Origin of the sequence: Rhodococcus sp. ACPA4 (assembly GCF_002300185.1) — a bacterium.
In the GTDB taxonomy this organism is placed as follows: domain Bacteria; phylum Actinomycetota; class Actinomycetes; order Mycobacteriales; family Mycobacteriaceae; genus Rhodococcus_F; species Rhodococcus_F globerula.
On sequence record NZ_NSDY01000003.1, the window covers coordinates 146,331 to 172,927 of the forward strand.

26 protein-coding genes are annotated in these 26,597 nt (G+C 58.5%); 3 read left to right on the plus strand and 23 right to left on the minus strand.

The features are described from left to right. Positions 1 to 193: 193 nt before the first annotated feature. Positions 194 to 667 (plus strand): hypothetical protein, encoded by a 474-nt coding sequence (locus CJ178_RS33480; RefSeq protein WP_239654573.1) that lies wholly within the window; start codon positions 194 to 196, stop codon positions 665 to 667. Positions 668 to 885: 218 nt separating this feature from the next. On the opposite strand, the gene gshB (CJ178_RS30795) is transcribed toward CJ178_RS33480, so the two are convergent. The 12 genes from gshB (CJ178_RS30795) to CJ178_RS30850 form a co-directional block, all read right to left on the minus strand. Next, the gene (gene gshB, locus CJ178_RS30795; protein WP_257013605.1) at positions 886 to 1,923 is read right to left on the minus strand and encodes a glutathione synthase; all 1,038 of its coding nucleotides are present in this window, start codon (positions 1,921 to 1,923) and stop codon (positions 886 to 888) included. Continuing rightward, a complete protein-coding gene (locus CJ178_RS30800) occupies positions 1,920 to 3,299 on the minus strand; it encodes an aldehyde dehydrogenase family protein (protein ID WP_045063272.1) in 1,380 nt (459 codons plus the stop codon). Before CJ178_RS30800 ends, gshB (CJ178_RS30795) begins: the two co-directional genes overlap by 4 nt. 32 nt (positions 3,300 to 3,331) lie before the next feature. After that, positions 3,332 to 4,369, minus strand: a complete 1,038-nt coding sequence (gene isoF / locus CJ178_RS30805; RefSeq protein WP_095888859.1) for an isoprene monooxygenase reductase — start codon at positions 4,367 to 4,369, stop codon at positions 3,332 to 3,334. Positions 4,370 to 4,382: 13 nt separating this feature from the next. Continuing rightward, a complete protein-coding gene (isoE, locus tag CJ178_RS30810) occupies positions 4,383 to 5,411 on the minus strand; it encodes an isoprene monooxygenase oxygenase subunit beta (protein ID WP_095888860.1) in 1,029 nt (342 codons plus the stop codon). Then, positions 5,408 to 5,740, minus strand: coding sequence for an isoprene monooxygenase effector protein (isoD, locus tag CJ178_RS30815; protein ID WP_045063280.1), 333 nt, complete (start codon positions 5,738 to 5,740; stop codon positions 5,408 to 5,410). Before isoD ends, isoE begins: the two co-directional genes overlap by 4 nt. 18 nt (positions 5,741 to 5,758) lie before the next feature. Then, positions 5,759 to 6,103 (minus strand): isoprene monooxygenase ferredoxin, encoded by a 345-nt coding sequence (isoC, locus tag CJ178_RS30820; RefSeq protein WP_045063283.1) that lies wholly within the window; start codon positions 6,101 to 6,103, stop codon positions 5,759 to 5,761. After that, positions 6,096 to 6,380 carry an isoprene monooxygenase oxygenase subunit gamma gene (gene isoB, locus CJ178_RS30825; protein WP_045063285.1) on the minus strand — a complete coding sequence of 95 codons (285 nt, stop codon included), beginning with the start codon at positions 6,378 to 6,380 and terminating at the stop codon, positions 6,096 to 6,098. The genes isoC and isoB overlap by 8 nt, the downstream gene beginning before the upstream one ends. Positions 6,381 to 6,415: 35 nt before the next feature. Then, a complete protein-coding gene (gene isoA / locus CJ178_RS30830; protein WP_095889111.1) occupies positions 6,416 to 7,939 on the minus strand; it encodes an isoprene monooxygenase oxygenase subunit alpha in 1,524 nt (507 codons plus the stop codon). 321 nt (positions 7,940 to 8,260) lie between these two features. Further along, positions 8,261 to 8,962, minus strand: a complete 702-nt coding sequence (locus CJ178_RS30835; RefSeq protein WP_095888861.1) for a glutathione S-transferase family protein — start codon at positions 8,960 to 8,962, stop codon at positions 8,261 to 8,263. A gap of 34 nt (positions 8,963 to 8,996) precedes the next feature. Next, the gene (gene isoI / locus CJ178_RS30840) at positions 8,997 to 9,713 is read right to left on the minus strand and encodes an iIsoprene-epoxide--glutathione S-transferase (protein WP_095888862.1); all 717 of its coding nucleotides are present in this window, start codon (positions 9,711 to 9,713) and stop codon (positions 8,997 to 8,999) included. 66 nt (positions 9,714 to 9,779) lie between these two features. Further along, positions 9,780 to 10,460 carry a 1-hydroxy-2-glutathionyl-2-methyl-3-butene dehydrogenase gene (isoH, locus tag CJ178_RS30845; protein ID WP_095889112.1) on the minus strand — a complete coding sequence of 227 codons (681 nt, stop codon included), beginning with the start codon at positions 10,458 to 10,460 and terminating at the stop codon, positions 9,780 to 9,782. A 15-nt stretch (positions 10,461 to 10,475) separates the two neighbouring features. Beyond that, positions 10,476 to 11,693 carry a CaiB/BaiF CoA transferase family protein gene (locus CJ178_RS30850; protein ID WP_257013608.1) on the minus strand — a complete coding sequence of 406 codons (1,218 nt, stop codon included), beginning with the start codon at positions 11,691 to 11,693 and terminating at the stop codon, positions 10,476 to 10,478. A gap of 144 nt (positions 11,694 to 11,837) precedes the next feature. On the opposite strand from CJ178_RS30850, the gene CJ178_RS30855 reads away from it, so the two are divergent. Both CJ178_RS30855 and CJ178_RS30860 read left to right on the plus strand, forming a co-directional pair. Then, complete coding sequence (locus CJ178_RS30855; protein WP_257013610.1) at positions 11,838 to 13,082, plus strand: glutamate-cysteine ligase family protein; 1,245 nt, start codon at positions 11,838 to 11,840, stop codon at positions 13,080 to 13,082. 348 nt (positions 13,083 to 13,430) lie between these two features. Next, positions 13,431 to 13,973 (plus strand): MarR family winged helix-turn-helix transcriptional regulator, encoded by a 543-nt coding sequence (locus CJ178_RS30860; RefSeq protein ID WP_095888864.1) that lies wholly within the window; start codon positions 13,431 to 13,433, stop codon positions 13,971 to 13,973. A gap of 117 nt (positions 13,974 to 14,090) precedes the next feature. Here CJ178_RS30860 and CJ178_RS32995 read toward each other — a convergent pair whose 3' ends face one another. From CJ178_RS32995 to CJ178_RS30920, 11 genes are all read right to left on the minus strand, one after another. Further along, positions 14,091 to 14,252 carry a hypothetical protein gene (locus CJ178_RS32995; RefSeq protein WP_179300890.1) on the minus strand — a complete coding sequence of 54 codons (162 nt, stop codon included), beginning with the start codon at positions 14,250 to 14,252 and terminating at the stop codon, positions 14,091 to 14,093. 997 nt (positions 14,253 to 15,249) lie between these two features. Continuing rightward, complete coding sequence (locus tag CJ178_RS30875; protein WP_095888867.1) at positions 15,250 to 16,671, minus strand: FAD-dependent oxidoreductase; 1,422 nt, start codon at positions 16,669 to 16,671, stop codon at positions 15,250 to 15,252. Beyond that, positions 16,671 to 17,705 carry a glutathione synthase gene (gshB, locus tag CJ178_RS30880; RefSeq protein WP_045063301.1) on the minus strand — a complete coding sequence of 345 codons (1,035 nt, stop codon included), beginning with the start codon at positions 17,703 to 17,705 and terminating at the stop codon, positions 16,671 to 16,673. Before gshB (CJ178_RS30880) ends, CJ178_RS30875 begins: the two co-directional genes overlap by 1 nt. Before the next feature lie 137 nt (positions 17,706 to 17,842). Beyond that, positions 17,843 to 19,276 (minus strand): non-phosphorylative glyceraldehyde 3-phosphate dehydrogenase TadD, encoded by a 1,434-nt coding sequence (gene tadD, locus CJ178_RS30885; protein ID WP_095888868.1) that lies wholly within the window; start codon positions 19,274 to 19,276, stop codon positions 17,843 to 17,845. After that, positions 19,273 to 19,974 carry a glutathione S-transferase family protein gene (locus CJ178_RS30890; protein WP_095888869.1) on the minus strand — a complete coding sequence of 234 codons (702 nt, stop codon included), beginning with the start codon at positions 19,972 to 19,974 and terminating at the stop codon, positions 19,273 to 19,275. Before CJ178_RS30890 ends, tadD begins: the two co-directional genes overlap by 4 nt. 34 nt (positions 19,975 to 20,008) lie before the next feature. Next, on the minus strand, positions 20,009 to 20,725 hold the full coding sequence (gene isoI / locus CJ178_RS30895) for an iIsoprene-epoxide--glutathione S-transferase (protein WP_095888870.1): 717 nt from the start codon (positions 20,723 to 20,725) through the stop codon (positions 20,009 to 20,011). A gap of 58 nt (positions 20,726 to 20,783) precedes the next feature. Beyond that, positions 20,784 to 21,464, minus strand: a complete 681-nt coding sequence (gene isoH, locus CJ178_RS30900) for a 1-hydroxy-2-glutathionyl-2-methyl-3-butene dehydrogenase (protein WP_095889112.1) — start codon at positions 21,462 to 21,464, stop codon at positions 20,784 to 20,786. Between the two features lie 15 nt (positions 21,465 to 21,479). Then, on the minus strand, positions 21,480 to 22,697 hold the full coding sequence (locus CJ178_RS30905) for a CaiB/BaiF CoA transferase family protein (protein WP_257013608.1): 1,218 nt from the start codon (positions 22,695 to 22,697) through the stop codon (positions 21,480 to 21,482). 1,295 nt (positions 22,698 to 23,992) lie between these two features. Continuing rightward, complete coding sequence (locus CJ178_RS30910; RefSeq protein WP_045063316.1) at positions 23,993 to 24,541, minus strand: MarR family winged helix-turn-helix transcriptional regulator; 549 nt, start codon at positions 24,539 to 24,541, stop codon at positions 23,993 to 23,995. Between the two features lie 500 nt (positions 24,542 to 25,041). Next, on the minus strand, positions 25,042 to 25,464 hold the full coding sequence (locus CJ178_RS30915; RefSeq protein ID WP_095888871.1) for a hypothetical protein: 423 nt from the start codon (positions 25,462 to 25,464) through the stop codon (positions 25,042 to 25,044). A 517-nt stretch (positions 25,465 to 25,981) separates the two neighbouring features. Then, a complete protein-coding gene (locus CJ178_RS30920) occupies positions 25,982 to 26,356 on the minus strand; it encodes a hypothetical protein (RefSeq protein ID WP_095888872.1) in 375 nt (124 codons plus the stop codon). Positions 26,357 to 26,597: the final 241 nt, after the last annotated feature.

A 26,597-nucleotide genomic window follows, 5' to 3' on the forward strand; every position in this document is an offset into this window, starting at 1 on the left:
TCCCCAATCAACCACGCCTCGTGGACATTCGGAATCTCGTCCAGCGTTTGCCTCTTGAAATTGTTTCACACTTAAGTAGTTATTTTTCAAATATATTTGACTGCGATACTTTTCACACCTAAGCTTATGTGATCTGAAGCACAAACCCCGAACCGGGTGCAAGCTCACCGTATGCACAGAAGAGATGAGACCGATGGACGATTTCTTCAGTTGGACCTCACGGCGAATCATCCTCAGGGATAGTCGCAATCTCCCGACAACGCCCGATCGGGAACACTATGACGCTGAGGGAGTCTGCGATCCGCCTCATCGCGAACTGGACGTAAAGCTTGTGGTCGCCGGGACACAGTGCCGCTTGGTTTCTTTCACGCACACCAGCCAGGACTACGTTATTTTGGCCATTGGCTCGGTCAATGGCCAGCACAATGTGCCAGTCAGCGTTGTCGACGAGGAATCGTTGCTGATCGAGGTGAGTCGCAGATCAACGTCATCCGAGATACTGATCGCAATTCCGAACGCCCTGGTCGGCACGAATCTCGAAGTGCACCGCGAACGCTTGCTCGCATCCCAGGTTTGCCGGGGTGGCCCAATCCGGCAAATGCTCATAGCAACGGGAGCACATTCAGTTCTGGTGCCAATGATGGAGTCGACCGCCCACGTCGCGTAGGACGTTACGCAGCGATACGGAATTTCAAATGCGCCAGCAAATTTTCAACCAATCAACTAGTACCACGCGGCAACCTCGGGCCGACAAACGTTCAACGAAAGTTGAACTCCACTGCGGGCACGTTCATCTACAACCGATTGGCTATGTGAGTCGAAGACCGAAGGTACTCTGCACCTTAATCCGTGAACTTCGCACACCGATCAATGAGACTGCCACACTCATCGCTCCCCCTGCATCTTCGCGCACCGTGCGATCGCCCATGCGATTATGTCGGCCGCCAAGTGCGTACCACTGAGCGCATCGATCTCGCGGATTCCCGTGGGGCTGGTTACATTCACTTCCGTAAGTTTACCTCCAATGACGTCAATTCCAACGAATACCAGTCCACGCCTGACGAGTTCGGGGCCGATGGCGTTGCAGATTTCACGATCGCGAGCGGTCAGCGTGTCGGGTAGTACGCGCGCACCGGTGGCCATGTTGCACCGAAATTCGGTGCCACCGCGATCGACGATTCGGCGAACAGATCCGATCGGCCGACCCTCAAGAACGATCACACGGCGGTCTCCCTCCGTCACCACATCCGGAATGAACTGCTGGACGACCACATGATTGACGCCACGATCAGTGGCGGTGTCAAGTATTGAATGCAGGTTCGGATCGTCCGGCCTCAGGAGCATGATCCCACGGCCGGCCATACCATCAGTGGGTTTGAGAACTGATGTGCCCCAGGAAGATACAGTTTCACATATCTCATCCCTATCCGAAGACACAAGGGTAGGGGGACCCAACTCGGGCATCCGCAGAGCAAACAGCTTCTCGTTGGCGTCGCGAAGTCCGGATGGTGAATTGATCAACATCGTCTTCGCCGGGTCGACCAAGTCCAGAATGAATGTGGCACGCAAGTACTTGCCGTCAACCGGAGGGTCGGTCCGCATGAAGATCGCGGCCACTTCGTCGAGTCGAAGCCGGAAAGGGACATCCGTGGTGTACCAGTCGGTATCGGCGATCCACATGTTCTCACTCAACACCGCCGGGCGAAGCGTCACCTCGCGACAACGCGCGAAAGCATACCCTCCATCGATGCCCAGCTCACCGATGGTCGTGGCCAGCACGCGATGACCGGCCAACTGAACTGCTTCCATCAACGCGATTGTGGTGTCATGCGCGGGTTTCAATGTGGTGAGCGGATCCGCAATGAAGACGAAGTCCATCCGAAGCCCGGAGCGCGCTTGCGGCGCACAGAGTTCCGCACTCATGGGGCAACCCCGCTCCGGCGATGCCCGGACCAGCCAGTCCACGCAGTAGGAATCAACCCGCTGTGCATGGCACGCATAGGCCCTCGCTCCCGTGCGGTGACCCCGAACCGGTTATGGTCATCCATCGAATCATCACCCCAGACCGCCGCGTACCCGTCACGATATCGACTCTCGCGGAAAACCGCGTCGATGTCGGCGAGGGTATCCCACTGGACGATGGTAACTACGGGGCCGATGGGTTCGGACGAGTCAGTCAGCATCACTGACACCGCCTTCGACGAGACGTCACCCAAGTCTACGACCGTGGTGGGCAGACGCCACCCCATCCGATGCTTGACGTCATCGGGAACCCGCCCACCCAGTAGTACCCGTCCACCGCCGACTACCAACTGGTCGATTCGACTGAAAGCCCGCCCACGAAGAGGCTCCGCAGGAAGAGGAGCAGCTTCATTCTCACCCAAAGCCAACTGGCCGAGAATCGCGGCGATTACGTTCTTCGCGACGTCCCGGTGAACGGCCACCGTGTGTAAACCGAAAGGACCGCCCGAGCTATGAACCCGAACGGCTTGGGCGATTTCAGTGGCCATCGTTTCGAGCTTCGCTTCTCCAATTCCGGGATAGACGATCGCGGCATTTCCTCCTGCGCCGAGAGTGTGCAGAGGGACATGCGTCCGACGACCAGCGCGGCTGGCGCGACTTAGAGTGGACTCGTTCGCCCGCACATGCAGCATCTGGAGCGCTGTACTGCTGATGAGCGCAGCGCCCACATCCACTCCAGTGCCTTGCACAATATTGAGAACACCGGCCGGAAATCCCAACTGGTCAGCAATGCATGCGACCGCCACCGCTGACAAGGCTCCACGCAGCGATGGCTTGACGACCGCAGTGTTCCCGGCAGCCAGAGCAGGAAAAACACTCAACATCATCTCCGAAAATGGTGCCCCCCAAGACAGCACATGACCTGAAACACCCGCTGATGTTGAACGGTCGCGCAGGATCTCCTTTGTCAGGATCGAGCGAGCGATCCTCAACGTCGATTCGACAGCGGCTAGCGAATCGGCGAATCCGAGACCTGTCTCGATCGACTGAAGGCGCGCCAGCCCGTCCGCCTGATCAGCTAGCCGGTGCAGCAGAAGGGCCAGTAGCTGATCTCTGCTCTGTGTGTCTGCCCATTGCCCCGGTAGCGCTTCGGCAGCAGCCGCAATTGCATGATCGACGTCGAACCGCGAGGAAAGAGGAACCACTGTGGTGATTGTGCTGTCGGAGGGATTGCGAATCTCGTACTCGTAAGGAGCTGCCGGGAACACCCACTTGCCGTTTATAAGGTTTCGCCCGTAGTGAGCATGAGTCGGTAGTTGCACGGCTTCCATCAACATGATGGGTCCTTCCGGATTCGGGGGTAGTTCGGTTAAGCGATGAAGCGGTCGAAGAACAGTCGGCCCGCAGATGCGTTGCGCTCGCGCACGAGCAGACGCATGGCTGCGTCGACCATGCCGGCCGGGCCGGCGAGATAGATGTCGTGATGGGCGAGATCGGTCCAGTCGTCGGCAACGTGGTCGACCACCCGACCTGATCGGGAATCTGCAAACATCTCCCAGGCTGGCGGATTGTCAGCACCAGAATCGGCGTCTTCGACGGACAGGGCGACCCGAGCGCCGCGCTCCTTCAATCGAGCGAGCCGATCGAGGAGCACGATGTCCTGTGCTTGCCGTGCGCCGATGTAGAGGTCCACCCGTCGCTGAGGGTTCTCGACCAGGAGGTCCTCTGTGATCGCAAGGATCGGTGCCAGCCCCGTGCCACCTGCGATGCACAATGCCGGCCGGTCAGAATCTGACTGGGAGTAGGCGCGCCCGTAGGGTCCCTCGACTAAAATCTCGTCACCGACCTGAGCCTTGTCGAATAACCAACCCGAGGCAGCTCCCTCCGGCTTTGCGCGGATGATGAATTCCACTGTCGTGGAACCGGTAGCGTCGGCAGGGTGTGCCATCGAGTACGCCCGCCGAACCCCCTCTGGTGACTCCAGGAGCATGAACTGCCCTGGTAGGTAGTCGAGGGGTGCGCTGAAGTCGAGCGTGAAGAGGGCGGTGTCGGGCGTCAGCGCTTCTCGCCCTACGAGGCGGGAAGTCACACGTTCAGGAATGGGTTCTCGACTCATTGCCGGTCCGTCAAGGACCGGTGCCTTGATCGTGCAGTTTGCCGTGGGAATCGACTGGCACATCAACACCCGGTTGCCCCGCCGCCGATCACGCTCGGAAAGTCCGGCGGCATCGGCCCAGAGGGTTTCAACCTCGCCCTCCACGACTTGCGCACGGCAACTGCCGCATCCGCCGCTGGCACACTCGTAGGACAGGGCCAATCCAGCCCGGAGGCCGGCCCGAAGAAGAGTTTCTTCGGGCCCGCACATCACGGGTTCCTGACGCCCATTGAAATTCACTGTGACAGTCATGGACTCGTAGACCTCAGTTGGCTTCTGCGTGCAAACCGGTGGACTCGAGAAGCGAATGCCATTCCTGGCGAACAGCATCGGCGATGTCGGCCGCGGAACGTCCGTTCGGGGAGGCGATGATTCGCGCACCGGCGTCGATCATCTTGTCTCCGCGTTCGGACCAGTCATTCAGATGCCCTTGGAGCACTTCGAGATTTCCTGGATCGGCGGCGGTCAAGAACTTGACCAGTGCGACCGACCACCGTTGGCTCCGCTGGCTGTCACGCCAGAGGTTTTCCAGTATCAGCGAGTCGAGTCGTGCGCCGAGCTCATTGGCCTGGTGCACGAGCTGGACCAGGAAGAGCTGATCTGCGATCGCTTTGGTCACGAGATTGGTCGCCACGAATGCCCGATCCCAATCGAATTCGACCAGTGCGTATTCGAACGCTGCCCGGATCGGCTGCCAATCGGGGTGCTTCGTCCAGATTTCCTTTTCAGCGGTACCGAACCCGCGTTCGGGATAAGTGAGCTGAAGCTGAGTCGTGCGATACGCAGTCAGCTGGACCCGTCGTAGTTGGTCCGCGGTTTGGAAGGCAGCGCAGTTTCCTACGTAGCTACTCATGGCGAGTTGCTGAATGTACGCCGACAGCATCTGCTGGCCGTGCACGACGTACCGGGTCGGGGCAAGCGCCCCCGCCAGCAACGTCAAAGCCTCGTCCGAGAGGGCTTCGTCGGACTTCTCGCTGTCGAACTGGGCGATCAATCCTTCGACGTAAGTTTCTTGGTCGTCCTGTTCGGCGACGTAGGTTCCGTATGTGACGGTGTCGGGATCTCGAAACGCGTCCCAGTCGGGGACCGTCAGCTTCATCGAATCCCGGTGTTCGCGCAGCCACACGTTGCCGTGAACATCGGGGCCCATCTCGAGTGGCACGGTCCCCGTAGTGTGGTTCATGTTGTGCGTGAGCACTTCGTACTCGGTCGGACGTCGCCCGAGATTTCCGAACGCGCTCCAGGTCTTGAGACCGCGCGAACGGGTGCGGAGCGACGGTGTCTTCTCTGTCATGACTTCTCCTGTCCAGGGTTCTGGAAGAACCAGACGTATTCATCGGTGCGAGTCTTGAGGCGTCCCTTGAACGAGGGCATGTCGATCTCGAGCGCGGCCAATTGGTAGCTCTGACCGAGATGTTTTTCCAAGCTGGACTGCGTCAGACGGCACGCACCGCGGGTGTGAATGCGGACGTAGTCCTCGCGGTCGAGGACCAGGACATCCTGTCCAGGATTGTCCTCCTCGATCGCGTCGATCACCGCCTCCGCAAGGTTGCCGGCCCGGATGACGGGGCCAACGAGGTCAGGAGACGATTCGTCTGAGGCATCCATATCGACAATGGCCATGAGTGTTGAACTCCTACTTCAGTGTTGCGCCTGGGCCGGCGACTTGAGACGAACTTGGATGACGCCGTCGACGATGCGGACGTCGTGCCTGATCAAGCAGGTATCACGGGGGTTGATCCCGGCCCCGGTCAGTGCGTCGAACTGCCACTCGTGGGCCCGGCAGGTCAAGACCCCGTTGTCGAACTCCCCCTCGATGAGCGAGATGCTCTGGTGCGGGCAGATTCCGTCATACGCACGGACTTCACCGTTCACCTTCATCAGGAGCACTTCGTCGTCCCCGACGTCGAATGATTCCATCTCGTCGTTCCACAGTTCATCCTCGGATATCAGGTCGACGAAGTCGTTGTCCTGACCGTCAGCCATTGCTGCTCACCTGCTCACGAAAGCGGACGTCGATCCATTGCAGCGGCGGAATGGATCGTGTGCCCAACAAATCCCCCAGGGTCTCGTCGGGTGTCATCACAGTTCCATCGAGAAGTACGTCGTATCCCGGGCTCACTTCAGGCTCCGGGATACGACGCCCTACCGCATGCACTGCTATCTTGCAGGCAATTTGATCCCATGTGTCGTCGGTATCCACGGCAACGAGATGTGGAACGAAATCACCGATGAACCGGCCAGTGATAGGAAAGGGTGCCATTTGAATTCTCCTTGCCGAACGAATTGATTCGAGATCTAGATCGAGATCTTTTCCTGTGCAACAAATTCCGTTGCAGCTAAGGAAGGCGAGGCCAAGTAGTCCTTCGCCCAGGCGTAGTTGTATACATCCTCACCCATCACCTCCGGCGTCAGCCCCATATAGCTCAGCCCGCCGGCGAGATCAGCTGGAACGATCTGGCCGTCGATGACGCGGTCGATAATGTTCTGGTGGCCGGCATAGCGTTCCGGATCTTGTTCGAAGCACCACTTGGAAATCGCGGAATCGAAGTGGTAAAGCCGCCCGTTGTAGGTGAGGCTGTGGTCGGCGAGGTCGTTCAGAGAGAAGGCCGATCCAAGCGGAAGCTGAGTCAGATTACACAGCGACGGAAATGTTGCGGGAAGCGTCTTCTCGATCTGATCGGTGTTGACATTCTTGATGATCTCGTCCCACATTCCGCCCCAGTTCTCTTCCCAGGTGGGGTATTTTTCCCGCAACCATTCGCGCTCGTCTTTGGAGACACCGGCGTTCGGCTTCCAGAACAACGTGGGGCGCCAGAACCAAGTCCCGAGGTGCATCGCGTGATGGCCGTGCTCGAGTGAGTACATGAATTGATCCCAGTACCAGGGTTTCTTCAGCCCGTAGTCCTCTAGAATCCGCTCGTGATGATTGACGATCCACTCGAGCATGAACTCCTTGAAGCTCATCTTGCGTTGATCAAGAGGCGTGTAATAGTCCATCGCCGGACCGGTTAACGTCTGAAAAAGCCGGGTGGAGCGCCAGAACGCGATATCGAGAGCTTTCTGCGCGCGGGCGGGATCATGCTCCATCAGGATCGATAGTGTTGGGAAACCCTGCTGGGCGTGCCGTGCCTCATCAGTTTGTATGGAGGACAACAGGTTTGACCAGTTTATATCGCCGGCGGCCATCGCGTCGGCAGCCAAGGCGACGAACTGAACGTTGGTGAAGCCATGTTCGACCGTCAGGCTCGTCGCCAAAGCAGCTTCGACGCAATCCGCGTTGAGCATTGCGTCGTCGAAGAAATTCTTCACCGCGAGGACACCCCACTCGTTGGTGTGGAATGCCTTCTGCGACCAATCGAATCGCGGGTCCTGTTTGAGCAGGTCATGGGAGAAGCGCAGATCGAGCTGAGTGTGGCGAGTCTCGTCGAGCATTCCGAAAACACCTAGATTCCGCCAGCGCGGGGTCGGTGCGAATCGGCAGAAGCGGCTCTGCATGGTCACAGCCATATGTTCGACCATGCAGGTGGTACCCATATGCAGGTGCGACGCGGCAACGTGCGCGGGGTCGAGCTTTTCGTAAGTGCCGGAGCGCACCAGGGCGTTGCTGACAGCCTTGACGCCCGATTCCTTTTCGCGCTGGATGCGGACGTAATCGCGATACGAGACCCGGAAAGGTTCGTCCCACTTGTCCCAAGCCTCCGTCGGTACGTCCCCCGCTCCACTCCAACTCGTCGGGAACGCCACAGCCGGATCGACATAGCTCAGTTCCCAGTCGAGGTCTCGCGAGATGTCGTACCAATCGTCCCTGTTCAGTAACATATTGTGCTCCTTCTGTTGTGACGGTATGGGCGGTGGCTTTTTGGATAATTCGATTCCGAAGTACGGGACAACCCCACATTCGCGCCCCGAGAATTTCATGAATAATTTGTTCGACGCTCAGCCCAGATAGTCTGATCGCTCAATTCAAACTTTTTGACTGGGCCAAGGGACATCGACGTTCAGTATCGGACGCTGCTTCGCGTAACCCCGCTTAGACAGGCGCGCACTCCATACACGCATTTCGTCCCCGGTCACGACAGGTCTAACCAATCTATCCGTCGAAGTACAGCCGGCAGAGTGGACAAGAATCGGTCATGACGCTCACCTTTGACAGCCTTCCGGCCGGAACAATCGTTGAAACTGCTCTGCGTTGTAGACGTTCTTTCGTGCCGCTTCCTCGCGCGGGTCCGAAACCTTGACCTTCGAAGCCGGACGCGCAGCGATCCTGTCCGACCATGCCTGCACGTTCGGATAGTCCGAAACCGAAACACCGTGCCCTGCTGCAACTCTCGACCACGTATAGGTTGAGATATCGGCGATCGAGTACTCCCCTGCCAGATAGTCCCGGTCGCGAAGCCGCTCGTCGAGGACTTTGTACAAACGTGCAACTTCGCCGGTGTATCGGCTCCGAGCGTACGGGTTGTCGATCCCGTGTTTGGGGGCGTGCGAGACGAAGTGGGCTGCTTGTCCGGCCATCGGGCCGTGGTTGGCGACCTGCCAGAACAGCCAACAGATCGCCTCCTGCCGAGCTGTGGGGTCCTGCGGCAGGAGGCGTCCGGTCTTCTCCGCAAGGTAGAGCAGAATTGCCCCTGTCTCGAAGACCGAAATTGGCGCACCGGTGGGGCCGTCGTGGTCGACGATGGCCGGCACCTTCCCGTTCGGATTGATCTCGAGATACTCGGGCGCGAACTGGTCACCTTCTTTGATGTCGGTCCAGATGATCCGATATTCGAGGGACAGCTCCTCGAGCGCAATGAGAATCTTGCGAACGTTAGGGCTTGTGTAGTAGTAGAGATCAATCATCGAACGACGCTCCACGACAATTGGTTTCGGACTCTCAGATGTCGTACTGCTTGCGGATACGCTCCAGGTAGTCCACGAGGTTCGGCTTGGTCTGGACGTACCCGGTGCCGAGCCACTGCTGCGGCTGATCGGCGATATGCCGCAACGTCGAATACAGCGAGGCATCGATCGAATGCACCTTGTCTCCGAGGAAGAAAGGCTTGTCATCCAGGAAGTCCGACAAAGCGTCGATGTCTGCCCGGAAGAACTCGGCCACGACCTCCTCGCTACGTCGACCCATGCCCTGGCCGTTAAACCCGTCCAGGATGCGAGCCCGGAACGCATCCAGCCCCACGCGCATCTCCGGAGTCACCTCGGCACCTTGAACGATGAATGGGATGTAGGTTTCCCAACCGGCGTCGTCCTGCCAGCGCGCCTGGATGATTCCGCTCCAGTAGAGGTGCTCCTCGATCAGGCGGTGAAAGGCAAGGGCCTGCGCCAGCTGCTGCTTGCTCAGGTCGACGTCGAGCTTGTCACCGAACTTGTTCTTGAGGTATTCGATAATCGTGTTGGAGTCCCCGACCTTGGTTCCGTCGCTGTCCACGATGTACGGGAGCTTGCCGTGGGGCGAGTCCTGATCGAGAGTCGCGAGGTCCTGAGTCTTGTACTCAAACTCGATCCCGGTGAAGCTCAGGTAATTGACAACCTTGGTGACATAGGGGCTGATATCCGGGATTCCCCAGGCGGGAACGTATCCGTAAACGGTGATCATTCTATGTTCGTCCTTCTCTTTGGATGGGATTTAAACTCGTCGGCTAGCACTGGTTCGTTGGGGTGCTCACCATTGGAGGAAGGTTCCATCCGAATGCTGGAACCGACCCGACGTCTCCGGCGTCAGATTGTCGATGTTCTTGATCAACCCCGCAGCCGCCTGCTCCGGGGTGATGTAGCTGTGCTCACCCGGGAAGTCCTTGGTCAGATCCGTCGCCACCATCCCCGGATGCAGCAACAACACACTGACCCCGTCCTTCGACAGATCATGATGCAAATTCAAACCGACCATGTTCGCCGCAGCCTTCGAAATCCGGTAGCTGTACATCCCACCAGAAGTGTTGTCGCCCAACGAACCAACACGACTGGTGACAATACCGACCTTCGCACCCTCGTTCAGCAACGGACGCACCGCTTCAATCGTGCGCAACGGACCCAAGGTGTTGATCTCGATCTGCTCCCGAATCAAGTCGTAATCGAGCGAACCGACCTCATCAAGCCACATCACACCGGCGACATGGAACACCGCATCGAGTTTGACGCCCTTCTCCGACAAACGCGCCGCCAACGCCTCCACCGATTCCTGCGAGGTGACATCGACACCCGGCTCGACCGTGATCCCGGCGGCCGCGAGATCGGCACCGTCGAACAAGCAAGCAGCGATCACATCCTCACCACGATCATGCAACTGACGTGAGATGGAATGAGCGATACCTTTATCCGCACCGACAACCAATACTGTGGACACTGTCAACACTTCCCTTCAGGCAGAGACGCCGGCGACGGCGCCCTGCTCGGTTCCGATGATCTTTTCCGAAGCAAGCGAAGCGATTTCGTCGCTGCTGTAACCGATCTCCGCAAGGATTTCGGCGTTGTGCTCACCGAGCAACGGCGCACCCCGCGGCGCATCCGGGACGGTTCCGAGGAACCGGGCCGCCACTCGCGCCTGCCGCAGACGACCGGCCGTAGGGTGCTCCGATTCGACGATGATCTCCGCCGCCTTGACCTGCGGATGCTCGATCACCTCGGCCCGCGTCAGGATCGGCGCAGCCGGCACGTCATGCTCGTCGAGCAACGCCAACCACTCCGCAGAACCCTTGAGCAACAACACCTCTTGGATCAATTCCAAACGCTCGTTGATATGAGTGGACCGACCCACCGCCGTCGTGAACCGCTCGTCCTCGATCCACTCCGGATGCCCGAGAGCCCTGCACATGCTCTGCCACTCACCATTGCTGTTCGTAGCGACAGTGATGTAACCGTCCCCCGTCTGATAGATCAGATCGATGAAACTACCACCCTTCGACAACGGCACCGGCTGATCCGGGAACGTGTACGCACCCATATCCGACGCCCACAGGAACGAGAGCACCGCCTCGAGCATCGAGAGCCGAACATGCTGCCCTTCCCCGGTACGCTCACGGGCGAACAACGCCGCCGTAATCGCCTGCGCCGCAAAGACCGCGCTCAACTTGTCCGGAAGAATCGTGCGAATCAGACGGGGCCGTTCCTCGTCGGAGCCCGCCTGGACGGTCGTCAGACCGGTCAACGCCTGGATCAGCGAATCGTAGACCCGCTGCCCCGACGCCGGACCACGCTCACCGAACCCGCTCATCGACAGATACACCAGGTTGGGATTGACGGCCGACAAGTCGTCGTACCCGATACCGAGACGCTCGACGACACCCGGCCGGAAGTTCTGCACCACGACATCAGCAGTCGAGACCAACTTCTTCAGTACCGCAACACCTTCCGGCGTCTTCAAGTCAACCGTCAGCGACCGCTTCGACCTGTTGACATTGACGAACATCGCCGACATGTCACCGGACCGATTCGGCAGTGAACGAACATGGTCCCCCTTGCCGGGAACCTCCACCTTGATGACATCCGCACCCTGGTCACCGAGGATGCCCGTGGCCCAAGGCCCCGACATCATCGAACACAGGTCAACGATCTTGATTCCGCTCATCGGGCCGCTCATGGATAACGCCTTTCCTCTTGCTGAAGATCGCATGGATCGTGTTGTCAGACACATACGAGGTCTTGCTGTGACTCGCTTCACTCCATAGTATGAAGAAATCTCTTGCTCGTCAATTGTTTCGACGTGAAATATATTTCGGCTAGAGTGTCCATAACGAAAGGACCGAGCGCCATGCCCAATCCTCGCCCTACACTGACGATCCAAAGAGTTCACGAGGTTGCCCGAGAAGCCTTCGCGAGCGACGGTACAGATCTCGTCGGAGTCGAAGTCGAATGGCCAGTGCACAAGCGCGGCAGCATTTTTCGGCCCAACCTCAATGATCTTCAACCTGTCATGAACCCACCTCTGCCGAATTGCAGTCGTATCACGATCGAACCCGGCGGGCAGATCGAACTATCCGGCCAACCAACCGCATCTGGACCAGCCGCATTGCACGCAATCGATGAAGACGCCGCTGTTCTTCATCACCGCCTCGCAACGCACGGCCTGGTTGCAACCGACCTCGCCGTTGACGATCGTCGTCCGCCGTATCGAATTCTCGACCTCCCCCGATACCGCGCAATGGAGAATTTCTACGCACATCGAGGCCGGGAGGGAACCTGGATGATGACCAACACTGCGTCGGTACAAGTCAACATCAGCCATCTCGCTCGCCCGGGAAACCTACGCTGGGATTTAGCGAACAAGATCGGGCCACTGCTTATCGCCGCCTTCGCGAACTCACCCGGAATCGGGCCGGACGGAAATCGCTGGCAATCACTCCGCCAAGCTATCTGGAACGGCATTGACCCAAGACGAACCGCTCCGGTAGTTGCTGGCGATCAACCCGAAATCGACTGGGCACACTACGCGCTCATGGCAGACGTGTTCTATATTCAGGGTGAACCCGAAGGTCTTGGTGTTCCCCCTGGGCTGACTTTCATCGATTGGATGACGATGGGGCACCCCTCGGGGTGGCCAACCGAATCCGACCTCCGATACCACCTGACAACCCTGTTCCCTCCCATCCGCCCCCGCGGATGGCTCGAGTTCAGAATGATTGACGCATTGCCACCCGAATGTCGAGCGGCTGCAATCCTTGTCGTCGCAGGTTCAATGGAGGAGAAAACGGCCGAAGAGCTGTACGACGTACTCCCCGATACCCGCGAGCTTTGGACCACAGCCGCCCGAGACGGACTCAACAATTCAGTGCTCAGGCCTGCCGCTCAACATCTGCTGGAAACAGTCGAGCTGAACCTACGTCGCAGTCCGATCCACGCATCTGCCGCGGACACCGTTGCTGCGTTCATCGATCGCTACACTTCGCTCGGGCTAGCACCTGCACATATGTGTGGAGACATCGAAATCGACGCCTTCCCTCTGGTCAAACACCCAGCTATAGCACCATGACTGACTACGTGATCATATTGTGGACGCAAGTACAAGAACCGGCTCGACCGCGTGCCGCCCACAAGTTCCGGCCGAAGCATCCATATGGACACCCACACACCGCCCGCCCAAATGGCATCGTGCGAATCTCATCGAAGAACGGGCTCGCGGCAATGCTGCACTAACTATGCACAACGGCTGAAACTAGGACGGCCCTTACTCGATGTCCCGAGGGAGGCTTGAACCCTGACAGAAACGTCCCGCGCAGGCACACGCCTGGACGGCTTGCCGCAAGCGGCCTTGATATCAAATACATTGTAGTCGAACGACTTAGGGCTGAATAGTGGCATCGGCTAGTGGGGGCATCACATGACCAGCGAATCACCAGCTGCTTGCACGCCTGAACGAGGCGACGGCGTTGATCGCATTGAGCAGGCATGGGCGCGCGAACGACCGGATATCGACGCATCTTCAGTCGGCATCGTCTCGAGAATTTGGCGCCTAGCTCGACACTTGGAACGAGAACGTAATAGATCTCTAGCCGAACACGGAACCGATCATGCGACAGTCGAAGTCCTTGCGGTTCTGCGCCGCGCAGGAAAGCCATATCGTATGACAGCCGGCCAACTCACAAACGCCGCATTGATTTCCGCGGCAGGTATCTCGAACCGTCTCGACAAATTGGAGCGAAGTGGGCTCCTTAGACGGAGCTTCAATACGAATGACCGCCGTCGCGTCAACGTGCAATTGACCAAGAAGGGCGTCGAGTTCGTCGACAAGGTTGCTTCCGACCTCATGGACCATAACTCTCAACTCATAGCGCTAGTCGACAGTGCCGATCACGCTAATCTGCGCAAACTCCTCAAGATTTTCTTGACACAGTTCGAGGATCCGAATTCTGACCAAGATTGACGCGCGAATGCTCTACGGACGCAAGTGAGTCCAGAGTCGGGCTTGAATAGTTCCGAAGTTTTCGAAGATGATGAGATGCCCCGAGTTTTCCGAGTTTTGTTTGTTTTGCTTCAGGCATTAACGGACCTGCGCGAGGTACACGATGCCCGACGTATCCATCTTCAGTTCCGCCGAGAATCCCTCGATCTGTTGAAGTCTGGCCGTTGCGTCGCTCAGGTCGCATCGGACCTGGATGTCACCGAACAGACTGCACACAACCGGTTTGGCCAGGAATGACATCGGTGTTTGTGTGTTCGAAAACGATACGGCTCGCAACGACCGAAGGCGCTGGCACAGAAGAACTCACACCGGCCAGGAAACGTGGTGGAGCACGGCTACGGCGAAGAGAGCCACTGGCGCGAAAGGACTTTCGAGAAAAGGATGCGCATGCCCACCGTGCCAGACTCCGACTGAGAGGATCTCGCGGAACAAATTGCGGGTCAAGGGCATTCCGTCAAACGTCAAGTGGTGCCCTGAAGCCAATTGGGACGACGCCACGGAACTAGGTGCACATCAAAGTCTCCGGGCCCCGGCGCGTTTCACGCCTGCTCGATCGCACACGAGCCGTATCAGCGGCCCTACGCGTCGAGGGACCTTCGCAGACTGATCCAGCGCAACGATCCCGGTTGCAACCTCGACCGCGACAGCGATATACCTCTTACCTGCCGGCAATGCAGTCACCGTGCAGTCGCTTCTCGCCGATCCGGCTGCAAACGGGCTGATCATATCCGGTGCGTAGCGCTGAGGCGCCATTGACCGAAAACCTGTCGAATTCTGTTTCCTAGGAAGAGGATACGTTGTTCATCAGACCGCGAATTCGGTTGATCAACAACCGCCTGGCCGGTGAGACTGGTGGATTCCCTTCCCCCGTGCGCGCATTCATCGTCGATGATGACCACGGACGTCATCATCAGAGTGCGATCACTGCCACGATGGTTACTGTGAGGCCGGTTTCCGTGTTGCGGAATTCACCGACGCAGCATCTCGTCGGCGGTGTTGAGACCACCAAACGCTGACAATCCTCCCGATTTCGACTTCGGTCCAGCCATGTCCTACGGCTTCGCAACGCGTACATCTTTCCCACATCACCAGGAAAATCTCTGGCCGCCAACGTAAGACGCTCGACTGGGGGGCATCCCAGCCGAGCGTCTACGTGACCTGACTACCGCGTCACTTAAGCAGTGTTTGCGACAACTCTTTTCAGCCTCCACTTGATGCGCAAGTGGGCCCTTGAACACTAGATTCGGTCGGCCAGCCTTCTCGCAGCCAGTTGGATAGCTTCCCACACGGTTGCAAACGGGGGCGAATACGAGAGATCCATCGTTGCCAAGTCGTCTACAGTCATTTCCCCCCACAGAGCGGCCGCCGCCGTGTCGATGCGCTTGGCAGAGTTGTGACCGCCGACAATCTGCACACCGAGGAGCCGTCTACTGTGCCGGTCGGCAATCACTTTGGTTGCGATTGTCGACCGCTCCCGCATGTAGCCGCTAGCCGTACCGCCGACAGTGACGAGCGATTCGGGGTTGAAGCCAGCCTTGATCGCTGCATCCGTGGACATCCCGGTTCGGCCTACTTCGACATGCACTTTCGCATTGGTGAATCTGGTTATGGCCGTGGCTAATACACCGGCAAATTGCTGCTTCCCACCCACGACGTTATAGCCACAGATCCTGCCCTGCTTGTTAGCATGCGTGCCGAGCGGCGCGAAGATGCGGTTTCCGGTCAGCCTGTCGATGACCTCGCAGCAGTCCCCTGCTGCCCAGACGTTTTCGGCAACGGATTGGTTTTCATCCGGCAAGTATCCGCCGAAGTCACCGACAGGAATACCTGCGTCGGCCCCCAATTCTGTTGCAGGTCTGACACCCAGTCCGAGCACTACCACGTCGGCAGGATAGGTCTCCCCGTTGCTCGCCGTCAGTGATCGCACCCTTCCGTCAACGACCTCGACGCTCTTGACCGTGCAGTCGGACAGCACCTGCACGCCGCCTTCCACGATCGAGTTCATGACCCGTTCGCTCATGTCGCTATCCAGATTGCTCATCACCGCGCTCCGGGTGATCAGGGTCGTTGCGAATCCGCGATCGAACATCGCTTCTGCCATCTCGACGCCGATGTAGCCAGCACCGACAACGATCGCGTGTCTCTCCTTGGGACTGGATTCCGGATCGGCCGATGGTTCCGGAAGCACGAGGTCGAGCCACTGGCGGGCATCGTCCAAATTCTTCACCGGATGTATACCGGTCACCAATTGCCCGTCATTCCCAGTGGCCCATGAGGGGATTACCGGGTGAGCGCCGGTTGCAAGTACCAACTTGTCGAAGCCAATGGTTTCCGCGGCGCCGGCAGTATCGACGTACGTCACGGTGCGTGCCTCGAGGCTGATGCTTACGACATTCGCGTCCAGGCGAAGATCAACACCCATTTCTCGGTGTCGCTCTGGAGTGCGCGCACTGAGCGAATCTTCGCTGTCTACGATCCCGGAAACCAGATACGGAATTCCACACGCGGAGTATGAAGTATCGCGGGTCTTTTCCAACGCGATTACTTCTACCGCGCGACTGTTGCCCTTGGCCGATCGCAACGCTTGGTGAGCGGCGCTCATTCCAGCGGCGTCAGCACCGATAACGACGATGCGTTCGGGACGTTCCTGCGTGGTCATCAACGGACCTCTGCATTCGCACACATAGCCGTTACCCACGACATGGTGCTCGTTGCAAGACGTGTCCCGCTGAGCGCATCGATCTCGCGAATCCCCGTGGGGCTGGTTACATTCACTTCAGTGAGCCAATCTCCGATAATGTCGATTCCGACGAAATGGAGCCCACGTTTGACGAGCTCCGGGCCGAGGGTTTTGCAGATCCTGCGATCGCTATCTGTGAGTGTGTCGATCTCCACGCGAGCGCCAGCGGCCATGTTGCAGCGAAATTCGTCTCCCACTGCGATCCGGCGGATAGCACCGACTGGGATTCCACCGAGAACGATGACGCGTCGGTCCCCCGCGTCGACTTCGGGTACGAACTTCTGGATCACAACATGTTCGGTACCGCGAGCGGTAGCAGTGTCGAGGATCGAGTGCAGGTTGGGGTCGCCAGGACTGAGCAACATTATCCCACGTCCAGCCATACCGTCGGTTGGTTTGAGAACGGCCTTACCCCACTCACGCACCGTTTCGATGATCTCACTGTGATCTGCGGAGATGAGTGTCGGCGGGCCGAGCTCCGGAAAGCGGAGAGCAAAAAGCTTCTCGTTCGCATCCCGAAGGCCCGAGGGCGAGTTCACCATCAGTGTTCGCTCAGGATCGACCAGGTCGAGGATATATGTGGCCCGCAGGTAGTCGGCATCCACCGGCGGATCGGTCCTCATGAACACGGCTGCGGCGGTGTCGAGAAAGATCTGCCCGGATTCGGTCGCGACGAACCAATTCTCTCCCACGACCCACTTGCTGTCGATGAGTACTGCAGGCTGCAGGGTGACGTCACGAGTCTGCGCCGTTGCCCGCCCAGCTGTCACACCCAGTTCGGCGATGGTGGTCACCAGGACACGATGTCCTTGCGCTTGAGCTGCTTCCATCAGCGCCACTGTGGTGTCGTGCGCCGGCACCAGCTCACTGAGCGGATCGGTGATGAACACGAACGTGAACCGTGAATTGACCGTATCGGTACTCGCCGCAGGAGTGGTTGATAGTTGACTCATGGGATCTGTCCTGTTTCTCTGAGCGGGCGGCAGTCCACGCACCATCAAATAGTGCGTGGACGAGTGGCTGTCGGCTCTTGCCTGCACGAAATGCCTTTTCTGACAGTCATATCGCGAGAGCCGACAGCCGATGCGTATCAGCGCTTGACGCGCAGCACCCTGAAATTGGTGTACTCAAGGATTCCGTGGATCGATTGCTCGACACCCAACCCGGACTGCTTGATTCCACCGAACGGTACATCTGATGTCAGCACAGGATGCTGATTCACCCAAGTGGTTCCCGATTCCAGACGATTCGCGACACCAACGGCGCGCCCCTCATCCGTCGACCACACCGAGGAACCGAGTCCGAGATCCGAATCGTTGGCACGCGCGACGACGTCGTCGATATCGGTATAGGTGAGGATAGGAAGGACAGGCCCGAATTGCTCTTCCTTCACGAGAGGAACAGTGTCGTCTACCCCGCGAACAAGCGTAACGGGATGGAAGTAGCCTGGGCCATCAGGGATTTCGCCTCGGAAGTAGACGTCAGCTCCACACGCAGCCGCATCGTCGACATATCCGCGAACCTTCTGCAGTTGAGCCAGGTTCTGGATCGGTCCCATGTCGACCCCCTCATCGAGTCCGTTGCCGACCTTTACCGTCTTGGCGACCTCGGCAAGTGCCTCCTCGATCTCTGATGCGAGGTGGGCTGGGACATACAACCGCTTGAGACCTGCGCAAACAGCACCGCAGTTCGACAGTGCCGCCCAGTAGAGGTCATTCGCCATTGCAGCAACGTCGACATCGTCGAGCACGATTCCCGCATCATTGCCGCCAAGCTCCAGCGTCAACCGCTTCAACGTCGGGCCTGCACCGGACATAATCGACTTGCCAGCCCGCTCGGAACCGGTGAAAGTGATCTTGTTGATGCCCGGGTGAGCGGTCATCGCACGCCCGAGGTCGTCGCCGCCACTGAGCACCTGCAGAACCCCAGCAGGAAGCACCTGTTGGAGTAGTTCACCGAGTCGCAGAGTCGCCACCGGCGTCAGCGGAGAGGGCTTGAGAATAATGGTGTTTCCGGTAACAAGCGCCGGGCCGATCTTCCACAAGGCCAACAACAGTGGGTAGTTCCATGCGGTGATCGCGCCGACTACGCCGACAGGTTCACGGCGGATCTCGATGAATTCGTCATTGTTGTCGCGGTAGATTTCGACCGGGATATCGGTGCTTGCATAGCGAGTAAGCCCACGCAGCCCCGAATCGATCTCGCCTGCGGCTTTGGCCAGAGGCTTGCCCTGTTCAAGAGTCACCAGCATTGCGAGTTCGTCGATGTTGGCACGAATCACTTCGACAACGCGCAGAACGATTTCCTGCCGCGCCGCAATACCGAGCTCTCGCCAGCTTGGAGCAGCACGCCGCGCTGCTGCGACAGCGGTTTCCAGGTGCTCGACTCCGGCGTCGGGGACCGAGATGAAAACCTCACCGGTCGCGGGGTTGATAACGCTGTTGACGGTGGAAGTCGTCACGACCTCGCCATCAATGGTTAGTCCGGGAGCCTTATCTGCTACCTCGGCGGGGGTGATACTCATGCTGGGGATCCTTCCGGTCGGAACAATCGTTGAAACTGCTCTGCGTTGTAGACGTTCTTTCGTGCCGCTTCCTCGCGCGGGTCCGAAACCTTGACCTTCGAAGCCGGACGCGCAGCGATCCTGTCCGACCATGCCTGCACGTTCGGATAGTCCGAAACCGAAACACCGTGCCCTGCTGCAACTCTCGACCACGTATAGGTTGAGATATCGGCGATCGAGTACTCCCCTGCCAGATAGTCCCGGTCGCGAAGCCGCTCGTCGAGGACTTTGTACAAACGTGCAACTTCGCCGGTGTATCGGCTCCGAGCGTACGGGTTGTCGATCCCGTGTTTGGGGGCGTGCGAGACGAAGTGGGCTGCTTGTCCGGCCATCGGGCCGTGGTTGGCGACCTGCCAGAACAGCCAACAGATCGCCTCCTGCCGAGCTGTGGGGTCCTGCGGCAGGAGGCGTCCGGTCTTCTCCGCAAGGTAGAGCAGAATTGCCCCTGTCTCGAAGACCGAAATTGGCGCACCGGTGGGGCCGTCGTGGTCGACGATGGCCGGCACCTTCCCGTTCGGATTGATCTCGAGATACTCGGGCGCGAACTGGTCACCTTCTTTGATGTCGGTCCAGATGATCCGATATTCGAGGGACAGCTCCTCGAGCGCAATGAGAATCTTGCGAACGTTAGGGCTTGTGTAGTAATAGAGATCAATCATCGAACGATGCTCCAAGATAGTTGGTTTCGGACTCTCAGATGTCGTACTGCTTGCGCATACGCTCCAGGTAGTCCACGAGGTTCGGCTTGGTCTGGACGTACCCTGCGCCGAGCCACTGCTGCGGCTGATCGGCGATGTGCCGCAGGATTGCATACACGGTTGCATCGATCGAGCGCAGCTTGTCTCCGAGGAAGTACTCACTGTCGCCGAGGAAATCCGACAAAGCGTCGATGTCTGTGCGGAAGAACACGGCGACGACCTCGGCGTCACGGCGACCCATGCCCTGGCCGTTGAAACCTGTTACAACGCGGGCCCGGAATGCATCGAGGAATGCACGCAACTCCGGAGCTACTTCCCCGTCACCGACGATGCACGGGATATAGACTTCCCAGCCCGAGTCCTCACGGTAGCGCGGCTGGATGATTCCGCTCCAGTAGAGGTGTTCCTCGATCAGGCGACTGAACGACAACGACAACGCACGATCTTTTGCAGACAGATCGCTATCGAGCGAGTCGCCGAACTTGTCCTTCAAGTAAGCCAGGATCGTGTTGGAGTCGGCGACCTTGGTTCCGTCGCTGTCCACGATGTACGGGAGCTTGCCGTGGGGCGAGTCCTGATCGAGAGTCGCGAGGTCCTGTACCTTGTGCTCGAACTCGATCCCGGTGAAGGTCATGTAGTTGATGACCTTGGTGACATAGGGGCTGATATCCGGCACCCCGAAAGCCGACGGGTAACCATAGATGGTGATCATTGTGTCTCAACATTTCTGCTCGTGTGAAAAGAGTTGCAGGACAATCCACAACGGCGACTTACCATTGGAGGAAGGTTCCATCCGAATGCTGGAACCGACCCGACGTCTCCGGCGTCAGATTGTCGATGTTCTTGATCAACCCCGCAGCCGCCTGCTCCGGGGTGATGTAGCTGTGCTCACCCGGGAAGTCCTTGGTCAGATCCGTCGCCACCATCCCCGGATGCAGCAACAACACACTGACCCCGTCCTTCGACAGATCATGATGCAAATTCAAACCGACCATGTTCGCCGCAGCCTTCGAAATCCGGTAGCTGTACATCCCACCAGAAGTGTTGTCGCCCAACGAACCAACACGACTGGTGACAATACCGACCTTCGCACCCTCGTTCAGCAACGGACGCACCGCTTCAATCGTGCGCAACGGACCCAAGGTGTTGATCTCGATCTGCTCCCGAATCAAGTCGTAATCGAGCGAACCGACCTCATCAAGCCACATCACACCGGCGACATGGAACACCGCATCGAGTTTGACGCCCTTCTCCGACAAACGCGCCGCCAACGCCTCCACCGATTCCTGCGAGGTGACATCGACACCCGGCTCGACCGTGATCCCGGCGGCCGCGAGATCGGCACCGTCGAACAAGCAAGCAGCGATCACATCCTCACCACGATCATGCAACTGACGTGAGATGGAATGAGCGATACCTTTATCCGCACCGACAACCAATACTGTGGACACTGTCAACACTTCCCTTCAGGCAGAGACGCCGGCGACGGCGCCCTGCTCGGTTCCGATGATCTTTTCCGAAGCAAGCGAAGCGATTTCGTCGCTGCTGTAACCGATCTCCGCAAGGATTTCGGCGTTGTGCTCACCGAGCAACGGCGCACCCCGCGGCGCATCCGGGACGGTTCCGAGGAACCGGGCCGCCACTCGCGCCTGCCGCAGACGACCGGCCGTAGGGTGCTCCGATTCGACGATGATCTCCGCCGCCTTGACCTGCGGATGCTCGATCACCTCGGCCCGCGTCAGGATCGGCGCAGCCGGCACGTCATGCTCGTCGAGCAACGCCAACCACTCCGCAGAACCCTTGAGCAACAACACCTCTTGGATCAATTCCAAACGCTCGTTGATATGAGTGGACCGACCCACCGCCGTCGTGAACCGCTCGTCCTCGATCCACTCCGGATGCCCGAGAGCCCTGCACATGCTCTGCCACTCACCATTGCTGTTCGTAGCGACAGTGATGTAACCGTCCCCCGTCTGATAGATCAGATCGATGAAACTACCACCCTTCGACAACGGCACCGGCTGATCCGGGAACGTGTACGCACCCATATCCGACGCCCACAGGAACGAGAGCACCGCCTCGAGCATCGAGAGCCGAACATGCTGCCCTTCCCCGGTACGCTCACGGGCGAACAACGCCGCCGTAATCGCCTGCGCCGCAAAGACCGCGCTCAACTTGTCCGGAAGAATCGTGCGAATCAGACGGGGCCGTTCCTCGTCGGAGCCCGCCTGGACGGTCGTCAGACCGGTCAACGCCTGGATCAGCGAATCGTAGACCCGCTGCCCCGACGCCGGACCACGCTCACCGAACCCGCTCATCGACAGATACACCAGGTTGGGATTGACGGCCGACAAGTCGTCGTACCCGATACCGAGACGCTCGACGACACCCGGCCGGAAGTTCTGCACCACGACATCAGCAGTCGAGACCAACTTCTTCAGTACCGCAACACCTTCCGGCGTCTTCAAGTCAACCGTCAGCGACCGCTTCGACCTGTTGACATTGACGAACATCGCCGACATGTCACCGGACCGATTCGGCAGTGAACGAACATGGTCCCCCTTGCCGGGAACCTCCACCTTGATGACATCCGCACCCTGGTCACCGAGGATGCCCGTGGCCCAAGGCCCCGACATCATCGAACACAGGTCAACGATCTTGATTCCGCTCATCGGGCCGCTCATGGATAACGCCTTTCCTCTTGCTGAAGATCGCATGGATCGTGTTGTCAGACACATACGAGGTCTTGCTGTGACCTGCTCCGCTCCATAGTATGAAGAAATCTCTTGCTCGTCAATTGTTTGATCGTGAAATATTTATTCAGTTGAGTATCCACAACGAAGCAGTCTAGAAATATTCCACGACGATTGATGCACTTGAGGACCAATCTTCAAGCACAGCAGCATAATTCGCCTCTAACTGCCGTCCGGACCTCCGACAACAACCCCTATGCCGAACAGCCGTCGCCCCAAGAACGAGCATGGAGGGTAGCTCGAACTTCCCGACCACCGCGACCAATAGGGTCGGTACGCGTAAGTGACGGCACTGACGATCAGTTTCAGGACCACATGACAATCTGATCCGGATCCGCCTACCAATCAGCCAAGGCGTGTGCAGCGCACTCGGCCTACGTACCACTACGGGCAGTACGGTCTACCAGGCATTGCGGACCAGCAACAGCGATATCGGATTCTGTTGCCTGGAAATGGGTTTCAACCACATACCGGCGCTCAGGCATGCCGATGTCTTACTGTGACGATCGTGTATGTCTGCCCGATCGGTACCCGCGATACGCCAGAACAGGACAACCCGAGTAGCGACCCGTTGCGGCAATTGCTTGGTGCGTCAGCCATTCATCCGCCTCACCTAAACCAGTCACAGATCTATCAGCTGACCTGCATCAACCTGACACACATCGATCGCACGTCTGGTCGTATGCCCTCGCTGAACATGACGAGCTGGCACTCGTGAACAATGGCGTTCTGATTGCACCGGTACGCCGATCGATATCTACCGTCGCCACAACTCGTCGTGGATCGCTCCCGAATTAGCAGCCGAATTCATTACGGCCGCAATCACCCGAAACGGCACTGTCCAGCACACCGTCCACGCGGACCTCTGCACCTCGATGGCTTCCGGATTGAACGATGCCTACGCCGCGAACCCGGTCCGGCTTTAACGCCGGCCGAATCCGCCCGCGATGCCGACCGTTTGCTTCATCAAGAACCAATCGTCGAATCGCAGATCAACTGATCGCTAGCGTCTCGCTTAACTTGACAAACATCGCAGGGCGCGATGGCACGGAACAAATACTTCGACTCGCCTATCGACAATCGAGCTCTGGCTGCGTTCGGTGCGCGCCCGCGCACAGTCAAGCATCGTCGACTCCGACAGTTTTCCGCCCACATATTCATTGAACCCAGCCGGAGCGCAGCAGGCGCTCAACGCTATGCATGTGATACGCGGTCCAATCTGCGACTCAGTTGGCCGCAGAGCCCTCATCTGGGTTCTCGAATTGGGTCAGCAGCAACTTGAGAAGTCGTCGAAGTTCCGCCTGGTCGTCTGCACCGAGGCGCGCCAAAAGCTGTGAATCGTGGTCCATGACATCGGCGGCAACCTCATCAACGAGTTGAACGCCCTTTTTCGTCAGTTGCACATCGACCCGACGGCGATCTTTCGGGTGAAAACTCCGCTTCAGTAGTCCACTACGCTCAAGCTTGTCCAAGCGATTCGAGATTCCCCCAGGAGTGATCAGCGCTCCTTCGGAAAGTCGCCCGGCCGTCATCCGATACGGCTTACCCGAACGCCGCAACATTGCCAGCACATCGAGCGTGACGCGGTCCGTTCCGAGTTCCGTTAACCGCTCGATCCGTTCACGCTCCAAATACCTTGCAATGCGCCAAATTCTGGTCACGATCCCCACGGAACTAACATCGATGTCTGGCCGTTCGCGCGCCCACGCCTGCTCGATACGATCGACCCCGTCGTCGACCGCATCACAATCCGTGATAGAAACCTCAGCAGTCATGTAAGCCTCGAATCCGCATAGACGCAGTATACGACGGATAAGAAGTTCACGTCTAAATTATGTGGAACGCTAATTTACCTGACGGAAATTTTTTGCTGGCCAACCGTACTTCCCTACGAAAACGACGTGGCTATGGGCGTGAATCAAGGTTTGCCGAAACATGACCGTAGCCCCAGTACCCTCCACGCTTCTGTGAAGGGGTGGCTGCACCGGCCAGTGATCGTAACCGCAACCGAACGGCTCTTTCGAGGTCGACCACGTAGCCGCCCGGCTCGCATCCACGATGCGAGTGATTCTGTCGCATTGACAGTTGCCAGCCGTGCTACCGGGACCCTATCTACAGCGAGAATGGCATGCCAACAGCCGTGTCCAGGAGTTACTCACGCTCTCCCGGACTAGCCGTCAGCCACTGAGATTCGGCCGACTGCACGTGCGGGCGCCGCGAGTGTCGGTAGTCAGGTTCGGATCCCACGCTGACCGTCCGACACCATTGACCCACTTCACTGAAGCGGAGTGGACAACTGCGGATCGGTTGGTTCTGCCGAGGCCAAAACTGCTGACAAGAATAGTTCGTCAACCTCTGGCCATTCACTGGGCCATCGGTTGTGCAACAACCGTTCTCGAAGCGAAGCCACCAGATTTGTCAGCGCGGGTCCCTCGTCACAAAGCAGGCGGACCAAGCCGAGCTGGCCACATCTCGCTGCGAGCGGGACCAACGCCGCCTCCGCTTCCTCGTCGCCATGCGCCGCGCACAGCGCGGCCACCTCGAGCAGACCCGCGCGAAGGGCTGCGCGGGGACGGTGTTGCGCTCGCATCCTGGCTACCAGCGCGGACGCGAGTTCGAGTGCCTCGACCGCGTCGTGCGATGTCTTCTCGGCGAGCAATATTCGGATGGCCGCATCTTCGTAGAGTTCAGTGGTCATCTCCAAGGTACCGTTGAGCGGGGATGAGTCTGTCTCCGCGGCTGCTTCTCGTCGGACGGGCAGGGTTGCCGAGATATATAAGGGTGGCCTGCCCATCGGATAATTGGGATAGGAACAACGGTGACGACACCCAGATGGGGGGCGGACCAATTCCCTCGCTAGACCAGCACCTTTCGCACTACCTCCCGATCGCACGTCGTGAATCGACCACTCCTAACCCAACTTCCCTGTGCGGCAGCGATATTCAAGTCAGCGACATTTTTCAGGACGACCGACAGAAACTCGACATCCTGAGCGGCGAGTTGACGACACTGCTCACGCTCGACCAAGTGCCATGTGGGGACTGCCGCACCTGTCTGACCGTGAATTCACTTATCCCGCGTCGCGCTAGGTCGTCCTTGCAGAGGGATCAAGGAGTCGGTCACCAATCCATCTTCTGGATGTCGGCCGTGCCCTCACCGTCGAGACCAGCACCTTCGCAGTGGGAGGTCTCGACCAGACAGTAGTTATGGCGGCACTACTGCGCGGTAGCGATTTCGACCGTTGCAGCAGGTGCCGACGCGTTGGGTATGCCGATCAAGTCGCGATCACGCATGGCGACGAGGGCCAGGATCGAAATCACGCCTGTCCCGGCGAAAAGTACCGGTGTATAGATTTCGCCCGTTCTGGTAACGATCCATGTCGCGATCAGTGGAGCGCTTCCTCCGAACAGGGCGATGGGGAGGTTGTATGCGATGGCGATGCCCGTCACTCGGACCTGCACTGGGAGCAAGTCGCACATTGTCGTGCACGCGGATGACGCAGACACGCCTAAGGTTGCGGCTACGGAGAGAACTGGCCAGATGAACGTATTCGGCGCGGCTGTCAGCGCCGCCAGGAAGAACCAGATCATCGACGCAGTAACCTACGACGATGGCATCTTGATGGTGACGGTACCGGTTGCCGAAGCACAATCGCCGGAAAGCACGTCGAGGTCAAGAAGGCAATTGACAAGAGCGGCAAGAAGAACTGAATGATTAATTGGGATTCAAAAGGGTACCGACCTGCAGTCTCCTCTCTCCACAGTCCCAGACACTCTCCGTGTCGGGCAATCACTCCTCGGCCCGTGGATGCACAGGACCATATTGGGTTGC